At 58.6% G+C, this 9,545-nt stretch carries 7 protein-coding genes; 5 read left to right on the top strand and 2 right to left on the bottom strand.

Translation table 11 applies throughout. From position 1 onward, the window contains the following. Nucleotides 1–1,256 (bottom strand): hypothetical protein (locus NRB16_RS19155; RefSeq protein ID WP_373568480.1); only part of this gene is annotated, 1,256 nt, incomplete at its 3' end. Nucleotides 1,257–1,645: 389 nt separating this feature from the next. Between NRB16_RS19155 and NRB16_RS19150 the strand changes: the two genes are divergently transcribed. Beyond that, entirely contained in the window at nt 1,646–2,248 is a 603-nt protein-coding gene (locus NRB16_RS19150; protein WP_045495035.1) for a methyltransferase domain-containing protein, read from the top strand. 132 nt (nt 2,249–2,380) lie between these two features. Here NRB16_RS19150 and NRB16_RS19145 read toward each other — a convergent pair whose 3' ends face one another. Further along, a complete protein-coding gene (locus NRB16_RS19145; RefSeq protein ID WP_045492794.1) occupies nt 2,381–3,490 on the bottom strand; it encodes a glycosyltransferase family 4 protein in 1,110 nt (369 codons plus the stop codon). 281 nt (nt 3,491–3,771) lie between these two features. Between NRB16_RS19145 and NRB16_RS19140 the strand changes: the two genes are divergently transcribed. The 4 genes from NRB16_RS19140 to gmd are packed head-to-tail and all read left to right on the top strand — an operon-like array spanning nt 3,772 to nt 9,293. Further along, nucleotides 3,772–5,505 (top strand): type I secretion system permease/ATPase, encoded by a 1,734-nt coding sequence (locus NRB16_RS19140; protein ID WP_045492791.1) that lies wholly within the window; start codon nt 3,772–3,774, stop codon nt 5,503–5,505. 13 nt (nt 5,506–5,518) lie between these two features. Next, a complete protein-coding gene (locus tag NRB16_RS19135) occupies nt 5,519–6,841 on the top strand; it encodes an HlyD family type I secretion periplasmic adaptor subunit (RefSeq protein WP_173426704.1) in 1,323 nt (440 codons plus the stop codon). Then, the gene (locus NRB16_RS19130; RefSeq protein ID WP_045492788.1) at nt 6,838–8,250 is read left to right on the top strand and encodes a TolC family outer membrane protein; all 1,413 of its coding nucleotides are present in this window, start codon (nt 6,838–6,840) and stop codon (nt 8,248–8,250) included. Before NRB16_RS19135 ends, NRB16_RS19130 begins: the two co-directional genes overlap by 4 nt. Beyond that, nucleotides 8,247–9,293, top strand: a complete 1,047-nt coding sequence (gene gmd / locus NRB16_RS19125; RefSeq protein ID WP_045492786.1) for a GDP-mannose 4,6-dehydratase — start codon at nt 8,247–8,249, stop codon at nt 9,291–9,293. Before NRB16_RS19130 ends, gmd begins: the two co-directional genes overlap by 4 nt. Nucleotides 9,294–9,545 lie beyond the last annotated feature (252 nt).

Below are 9,545 nucleotides of genomic sequence, written 5' to 3'. Positions count from 1 at the left end.
TGGGCGGTGGTCAGGGCTGCGACGTCTGCGGTTGGCAGCGCGGCGATCTGGGCAGCGGTCAGGCCTGGCACTTGAGCGGTGGTCAGCGCCGCTACTTGAGCAGTGGTCAGACCGGCGACAGCTGCAGTGGTCAGCGCTGCGAGGTCGGCGTTCTGCAGTGCCGCGACCTGAGCGGTCGTCAGGGCAGCAACTTGTGCTGGCTTCAGTGCGGCGGCTTGAGCAGTGCTCAGTGCGACGACTTGAGCAGTGGTCAGCGCGGCCACTTGGGCAGTGGTCAGAGCACCGATACTGGCGGCTGGCAACGCTGCGAAGTCAACGGTTTCCAGTGCGGCGACCTGCGCGGTGGTCAATGCAGCCACTTGAGCGGTGGTCAGTGCTGCGACCTGAGCGGTACCCAGTGCCACCACCTGAGCGGTGGTCAGGGCGGCCAGATCGACGGTTTGCAGAGCGGCGACTTGAGTCGGCTTGAGGGCGGCGACTTGAGCGGTGGTCAGTGCAGCCACTTGATCCGTGGACAGTGCCACGATCTGGGCGCTGGTCAGCGCGGCGACGTCGACAGTTTCGAGTGCGGCGACCTGAGCGGTGGTCAGGTTGGAAACTTGTGCCGTGGTCAGCGCCGCCACTTGAGCGGTGCTCAGGGCGACGACCTGGGCGGTGGTCAGTGCCGCGACATCAGCGGTTGGCAGCGCGGCGATCTGTGCAACGGTCAGGCCAGGAATTTGTGCGGTGGTCAGGGCTGCAACCTGTGCGGTGGTCAGACCGGCCACAGAGGCGGTGGTCAGTGCAGCCAGGTCAGCGTTCTGCAGGGCGACGATTTGTGCAGTCGTCAGCGCAGCCGCTTGAGCCGGTTTCAAGGCAGCTGCTTGCGCGGTGGTCAGCGCCACGACTTGAGCGGTGGTCAGGTTGGCCACTTGAGCAGTGGTCAGGGCACCAACGCTGGCCACTGGCAGCGCAGCAAAATCAACAGTTTCAAACGCCGCGATCTGAGCGGTGCTCAGTGCAACGATCTGTGCGGTCGTCAGGCTGGGCACCTGCGCGGTAGTCAATGCCGCGACTTGCGCGGTGGTAAACCCTGGCACCTGAGCGGTGCTGAACAGCGCGATGTTGGCCTTGCTGAAGGCCGGAATCTGCGTGGTGGTCAGCGCAGCGATCTGAGCGGTGCTGAAGTCTGCAATGTCTCCTGCCGCCAGACCGGCAATGGTCGTGGTGCTCAAGGCAGCAACTTGTGCGGTAGTCAAAGAGGAAATAAAGCCCATGTGCATGTCCTATCTAAGGTGATTACCACAATGTCAGCGTTGCCGCCGGGGTCGGAAAAAGGGGGTAATGGTTACCCACGTGTCATCGTTAGCGACTGGGATTCTTGAAACATTAAGACCGATTTCTGGTGGCATTTTGCCTTTTATAGCTTTTTGGTTATAAAAAATTAACTGAATGAAAACCTATTGACATTAATTTTTTTGTGGTAAATGGCATGAATATTGGATCCGTTTTCTAAGTGCGCTTTTTCTTGTCAGTCAGCGTGCCCTAGCTGACCTTGACCCTCTTGGGCTCTTGACCTAGTGTGCGTGGCAACCCCGCTGACCGGCGGAGTACTTCCCCATCACCCTCTGGCTAGCCAGCAAGGGCCTTGATCGAGTAATTGATTGTGAAAACCTTCCTTCATGTAGGTTGCGGTCCGAAGAACAAGAGCGGTACCACCAAGGGCTTTGCTTCTGAGCAATGGCAGGAACTGCGCTTCGATATCGACCAAAGCGTCAATCCGGATATCGTGGGGACCATGACCGACATGTCCCAGGTCAAGGACGCCTCGGTGGATGCGCTGTTTTCCAGCCACAACATCGAGCACCTCTATCCCCATGAGGTCCCGGTGGCATTGGCTGAATTCAAGCGAGTGCTCAAGCCTGGCGGATTTGTGGTCATTACCTGCCCGGATCTGCAATCAGTCTGTGCGCTGGTGGCTGAAGACAAACTGACCGATGCGGCTTATGTGTCGCCTGCCGGCCCCATCGCCCCGATCGATATTCTCTACGGTCATCGTCCGGCCATGGCCAACGGCAATACCTTCATGGCGCACCGTTGCGGCTTCACCAAAAAGGTATTGACTGGCTCCCTGCAGGCTGCCGGTTTCGATATGGTCCTGCCGATTCAGCGTACGCACCCGGCTTATGATCTGTGGGCCATTGCGGCTCTGGCACCGATCACGGAAGAGCAAGTAGTGGCCTTGGCCAACGAGCACTTTCCGGCCTGATTGCTAGCTAGCTATATAGCCATCAAATGGCCGCTTCCCACCCCGATTTTGATCTGAAATACGGTGGAACGAGCGGGCGGCGATCCGTCTTGCTCAAGCGGCCTCACAGTCACAGTAGATGCTCTTGCCGACTCAGCTCAGCACTTCCCGGTAAACCTGCACGGTCGTGGCACACATCTGCTCGGCAGTGAACACCTGTTCGAAGCGCGCCCGGGCCTGCTGGCCAAAACGCTCGGCCAACTGCCGGTCATCCCACAGCCGACGCATGGCTTCGCGCAAGGCTTGCGGGTTTTCGGGCGGGATGGCCAGGCCGGTTTCTTCATGCATATTCACAAAGGTCGTCCCGGTGCCGATCTCGCAAGAGATCATTGGCTTGCCGTACATGGACGCCTCAAGCAATGAAATGCCGAATGCTTCTGAGCGCAGATGCGAAGGAAATACCAAGGCATGGCATCGCTGCAGCAGGCAGGCTTTGTCGATGTCATCCAGGCGCCCGAGAAAACGCACATTGCGCAAGTTCAGGCGCTCGGCATGGGCCTTGAGTTCCTGCTCCTGCGGCCCGCCGCCGAGAATCAGCACCGGGTAGTCCGCACCTTCCAGGGCATCGAGCAGCGTGGTCAGGCCTTTGTAGTAGCGCAAAACTCCGACAAACAGAAAGAACTTCTCCGGTACTTGCTGCTGCCAGTGCGCCTGACGCTCTGGCGAGACCTGCGGGTAGGCCGACTCGTCCAGCCCATAAGGCACTACTACAGTTTTGTCTGCAAAAGCTTGCAAGGTTTCGCTGCTGCGCTGGTAGTTCGGTGACGCCACCAGAATCCGGTCCATGCTCTTGAGCATCTGATTCATGAGCGGCGCATACAACTTCAGCAAAGTCCGCTGCTTGATAATGTCCGAGTGATAACTCAGTACGCTTGGGCGCCCGTGACGAGTTGCGAAGTGCACCAGGTCCATCATCGGCCACGGAAAATGAAAGTGCACCAGATCGGCTTCGGCGGCCATTTCCTTGAACCGGCGAAACACCGGCAGGGAGAATCCGGTAGAGGCCAGGTTGAAGTTCTCTTTAACGCGCACCACCTCATGATCCGCCACCTGAATACGTGCCGGTGAGGGCTCGGGGCTCAGGGTCAGCACCTGGCCTTCCACGCCAAAGGCGCGGCTGCCCTGGCACAGCTGGAACATCACCTGCTCGATACCGCCGGTGGTGTCTGGGTAGTAGGTTTTGAAGAAATGAAGAACGCGCATGAAGTACCTGTAGGTACTGCTTGAGAAGTCATGAGCCAGGCAAGGCTTGCCGGAAATGGGCATGTTGTTCGTCTGAAACACAGACGCTGGCAAGCAGTAAGAAAACAAATCGAAGTCGAACTTTACCCTTTGAAAACGGGACAAGCCAACCTGAAAAAAGGAAATTTCCCGCGTGGGAAATTTCCTTGGGGGACTTTACAGCGGCGTATTTTTCATTTGTTGCATGATAGCCGGGTGATACACTTTTGCGCTTTTCCATACCCCCGGGCAGTCAGGACGCTATGCAGAAAATTCATGAAAACAGCTTGCAGGCTGCGCTAAAAGCCTGTAAAGGCGCTTTCATATCAGTCGGTATCTTCAGTCTGTTTGTCAATGCCCTGATGTTGGTCCCCACCTTTTATATGCTGCAGGTCTACGGACGTGTCCTGACCAGCAACAACCTCACCACCCTGGCCATGTTGACCATCATCATGTCCATTCTGGTAATCACCACCGGCGCTCTGGAGTGGGTTCGTTCGCGGATCATGGTCCGGGTCAGCACCAAGCTCGATGTTCTGCTCAGCCGTCACGTCTACAAGGCAAGCTTCAAGCGCGCCCTGGAAAGCGGGGGTATGGATGCTTCTGCGCAGCCCATGAATGACCTTACCAGTCTGCGACAGTTCATGACGGGTAACGGGGTATTTGCGTTTTTCGACGCGCCCTGGCTGCCGATCTACATCGCCGTGATGTTCATGTTCCACCCCTGGTATGGCTGGGTGGCGATTGCCAGTGCCATCGTGTTGCTGATCCTGGCCTATGCCAACGAAAAGGTGACCGGCAAAGCGCTCGCTGAAGCCAACAAGGAAAACATCGCTGCAACCCTCAATACCACCAAGAACCTGCGCAACGCCGAAGTCATCGAATCGATGGGCATGCTCGATACCCTGATTGCCCGCTGGAGCCAGCGTCAGCGCAAAGTGCTGTTGCTGCAGTCCAATGCCAGCGACAAAGGCGGTGTGGTCAGCTCGATGTCCAAGACATTCCGCAGCTGGGTGCAGTCGCTGATTCTCGGCCTGGGTGCTTATCTGGCAATCAACCACGAGATCAACGCCGCACTCGTGATCGCCGGTTCCGTACTGCTAGGCCGTGCCCTGGCGCCGATCGACATGATCATTGGCAGTTGGAAAGGCTTCATTGGTGCGCGTACCCAATACAACCGCCTCAATGACATCCTCGACAAGCTCCAGGCCGAACCGCAGCGCATGCCGCTGCCTGCTCCGAAGGGCAACATTCAGGTCGAAAACCTGATCATCGGCGCGCCAGGCTCCAAGACACCCATTCTCAAAGGTGTTGGCTTCGGGGTTCCGGCCGGTGCCGTAGTCGGCATCATCGGCCCAAGCGCTTCAGGCAAATCGACCCTGGCCCGTGCCCTGATGGGCGTCTGGGCGCCACAGCATGGCTCTGTGCGTCTGGACGGTGCGGACCTGCACCAGTGGGACAAAGAACTGCTCGGTCCACACATCGGCTATTTGCCTCAGGACATTGAGCTGTTTGAAGGCAGCATCAGCGAGAACATTGCCCGCTTCGCTGAAGTCGATCCTCAGAAAGTCGTGCAGGCCGCGCAGATTGCCGGCGTTCACGAAATGATCCTGCTCCTGCCTGAGGGCTATGACACGGTCATTGGCGGCGACGGCGTCAACCTGTCCGGCGGTCAGCGTCAGCGTGTCGGTCTGGCCCGTGCCCTGTACGGCATGCCGAAAGTGATTCTGCTCGACGAGCCGAACTCCAACCTCGACGAGGTCGGCGAGCGTGCCCTGGCACATGCCATTGCGCAGCTCAAGCAAGCCGGCTCGACCGTGTTCGTCATCACCCACCGCACCAGCATCCTGTCCCAGCTGGACCGCCTGCTGGTCATGCAGAATGGTGCCATTACGATGTACGGTCCGCGTGATCAAGTGATGGAAGAGCTCAACAAGCAACACCAGGCTGCCCAGCAGCCTCAGGTTGGCGCAGGTACGGCTCCGGCCGGCGCCTGACAGGACGATATTGATGACCCTTATTCTCGCAGGCAAGACCGACAACTTCGCTGACCTCCCGACCTCGGATCACAGCATCCGCCGGGTAGGTTTCGGCATCCTGATCGTCGTATTCGGCATCTTTGGCACCTGGGCTGCGGTGGCCCCTCTGGACGGCGCCGTGCATGCTCCAGGCGTCGTTACCGTACAGACCTATCGCAAGACCGTGCAGCATCTGGAAGGCGGCATCGTCAAGGAAATCCTTGCCCGTGACGGCGACATGGTGAAGCGGGGCGACCCGCTGATCGTGCTTGACGATGGTCAATTGCGCGCCGAATTCGAAGTGGCGCGCAACCAGTTGATCAGCGCCAAGGCCATGGAAGCGCGGCTGGTGGCCGAGCGTGACGGCAAAGACAGCATCGACTTCAGCAGCATGCTCGACCCCAACAGCACCCGTGCCATCGAAGCCCGTGCCAGTGAAACCCAGGTGTTCAATACCCGTCGCGGTGCTCGTCTGGGTCAGGTATCGGTGCTGCAGGAGCGTATTGGTCAGCTTAATGCGCAGATCAAAGGCACGGAGTCGATGATCAGCACCAAGAGCAGCCTGGAGAAATCCTACGGCGGTGAAATTGGTGAACTGAGCGAACTGCTGTCCAAAGGCTTCGTCGACAAACAACGCCTGCTCGACCAGCAGCGCAAACTCGACTCACTGCGTTCGGAAATCGCCGAGCACCGCTCCAACATTACTCGCACGCGTTTGCAGATCAACGAAACCGAACTGCAGATCCTGCAGGTCAATAAAGACTTCAACTCTGAAGTGGCCAAAGAGCTGACCGAAGTCCAGGCCAAGGGCTATGAGCTGCAAGAGCGCACCGCAGCCATCGAGGACCGCCTGAGCCGCATTGTGATTCGTGCGCCGGATGACGGTATGGTGATCGGTATGACCGTGCACACCGTCGGCGGCGTCGTGCGTCAGGCGACTCCGTTGCTGGATGTGGTGCCGTCTGTATCCGAGCTGATTGTCGAAGCCGAAGTGGCGCCGCAGGACATCAACCGGGTGGCGATCGGCAAGCACGCCGACATTCGCTTCTCGGCCTTCAACAGCGCTACCACCCCGGTCATTCCGGGTGAAGTGAGCAGCGTGTCGGCAGACCGCCTGACCAACGAGCGTACCGGCCAGCCTTACTACCTGGTGCGTGCCAAGGTCACTGAAGAGGGCCTGCAAAAATTGGCTGATCGCAAGCTGCTGGCCGGTATGCCGGCTGAAGTACTGATCAACACCGGCGAGCGCACCATGCTTCAGTACCTGCTCCAGCCGGCGCGCAACGCCATTGCTGAATCGATGATCGAGGAATGATTGTGCGCCTGATCCCCTGTGTATTGTCGGGTCTACTGGTGCTCCAGGCTCATGCGGACGAGCCCAAGACCGCTGTACCCTCGACCCCCAAGCCGCCGCCTACCAGCGTCAGCGCCAAAGAGTATTCCGCTGATCTGATGACGCTGTACAAAGAGTCGCGCCTTGAAGACCCACGCATTCTGTCGGCCTATGCCCGCGCCCAGGCCGGCAAGGAACACGAACGCGAAGCCTTCGGCAGCCTCTTGCCGCAGATCTCGGCCAACGCCGGGGCCAACCGCATCAAGCAGGTCAACGAACAGGTCGACCAGGTCTACAACAGCGAGAACTACAGCATTGGCCTGAGCCAGGTGCTCTACAACAAAAAGGCCTGGGAAAACTGGCAGCGCTACAAGAGCCTGGCCAAGCAGTCGTTGTCCGAGTCCGATGAAGCCCAGGCCGAAGCCACCGTCGACCTGGCCCAGCGCTACTTTGCGGCCCTGGCGGCCGACGATGAGCTGGAACTGACCCAGGCCGAGCGTCGCGCGACGCAAAAGAACCTCGACCAGGTCAGCGCCCTGTACGAGCGTCAGTACGCCAAGAAAACCGACGTACTTGAACTGCAAGCCCGGGTCGACCTGCTGGCCGCCCAGGAAGTCGATGCCCGTAACCAGGTGCGTGTGACCCGCGCCGCGCTGTCGGAAATCGTTGGCCGCCCGGTGACTGAAAAGCTCAGTCGCGTCCGTGATGACGTTCAGCTGAAAGTATCGGAGCAAACCCTGGAGAGCTGGGTACAACTGGCCCAGACCGAAAACCCGGCGATCAAGTCCAATCTCAGTGCCGTCGAAGCGGCCCAGGCTGGCGTGCGTGGCGGCAAAGGCGATCACTACCCGAGCCTGAGCCTGAACCTCAGTGCCCAGAACACCAACGAAGGCTATAACAACGCCCTGGCGCCCAAGACCGACAGTTATGTGGCCGGTGTAGCCTTGTCGGTGCCTATATATAGTGGTGGTTCGACATCAGCGCGCGTGCGCGGTCTTTATCAGGATCAGGTGGCCGCCGAGCAGCAGCTGGAATTTACCCGACGTCAGGTTGTCAAGGAAACGACCAACGCTTACTTGACGGCAGACTCCAGCGTCGAAAAAATACGCGCCAACCGCAATGCGGTGTCGTCAGCCGAACAATCGAGCATTGCGTCCCAGGAAGCCTTCAAATATGGCGTCGTCAATGCGGTTGATGTGCTGACCGCAACCCAGAACGAATTCAAGGCGCGTCGTGACTTGCTCAAGACGCAATACGACTTCATAACCAATTTGTTCATCCTCAATCGCTGGGCCGGCAAACTCTCTGTCGAAAGCGTGGAAAGTGTGAACGTATGGCTGAGCAATAACCGCAAGACTGAGCCAGCCCCAGATCGGAAAACCAAACAATGAATGCACCTCGTAAATCCGCCATCGTTACCGGCATCACAGGCCAGGACGGCGCTTACCTGACCGAACTGCTGCTCGACAAGGGCTACAAGGTCTACGGCACCTACCGCCGGACCAGCTCGGTCAACTTCTGGCGTCTGGAAGAGGTCGGTGCGCTGAACAACCCGAATCTGGAACTGGTCGAGCACGACCTGACCGACCTGTCGGCCAGCATTCGTCTGTTGCAAAAGGCCGAGCCGAGCGAGGTTTACAACCTGGCGGCGCAGAGCTTTGTGGGTGTGTCTTTCGACCAGCCGATCACCACCGCCGAAATCACCGGCCTGGGCGCGGTCAACCTGCTCGAAGCCATCCGCATCGTCAACCCGAAGATCCGCTTCTACCAGGCGTCGACCTCCGAGATGTTCGGCAAGGTCCAGCAGATCCCGCAGACCGAAGCCACTGACTTCTACCCGCGCAGCCCTTACGGCGTGGCCAAGCTGTACGCGCACTGGATGACCATCAACTACCGCGAGTCCTACGACATCTTCGGTTCGAGCGGCATCCTGTTCAACCACGAGTCGCCACTGCGCGGCAAAGAGTTCGTGACCCGCAAGATCACCGACGCCGTGGCGCGCATCTCGCTGGGCCAGCAAGAGGTTCTGGAGCTGGGCAACATGGACGCCAAGCGTGACTGGGGCTTCGCCAAAGAGTACGTCGAAGGCATGTGGCGCATGCTGCAGGCTGACCAGCCGGACACCTTCGTACTGGCCACCAACCGTACCGAAACCGTGCGTGATTTCGTTTCCATGGCGTTCAAGGCAGTCGACATCCAGCTTGACTGGAAAGGCACTGCCGACAACGAACACGGCATCGACACCAAGACCGGCAAGACCGTTATCCAGGTCAACCCGAAGTTCTACCGTCCTGCTGAAGTCGAACTGCTGATCGGCGACCCGGAAAAAGCCAAGCGCGTGCTGGGCTGGGAACCGAAAACCACCCTGGAGCAGCTGTGCGACCTGATGGTCAAGGCTGACCTTGAGCGTGTGAAGAGCGGTAAATCGTTCTGATAGCTAGATATCTATATATCTAGCTAGCTAAAAGCCGCGTTCATACGCGGCTTTTTTGTACCTGGCCTCTTCACGACCAAGGTCGTTCCCACCACATTTCAAGTCAGGATTGAGATGGGAGAAGAGGCCGGTAAGGGCCCTAAACCTGCTTTGCAGGTGCCACCGTCTTCACGACCAAGACGGATCGCCGCCCGCTCGTTCCCACCGTATTTCAGATCAGGATTGAGGTGGGAACGACCTTGGTCGTGAATG

It is taken from the genome of Pseudomonas sp. LJDD11, from assembly GCF_024584215.1.
In the GTDB taxonomy this organism is placed as follows: domain Bacteria; phylum Pseudomonadota; class Gammaproteobacteria; order Pseudomonadales; family Pseudomonadaceae; genus Aquipseudomonas.
This window is presented reverse-complemented; position numbering and strand designations above follow the sequence as displayed.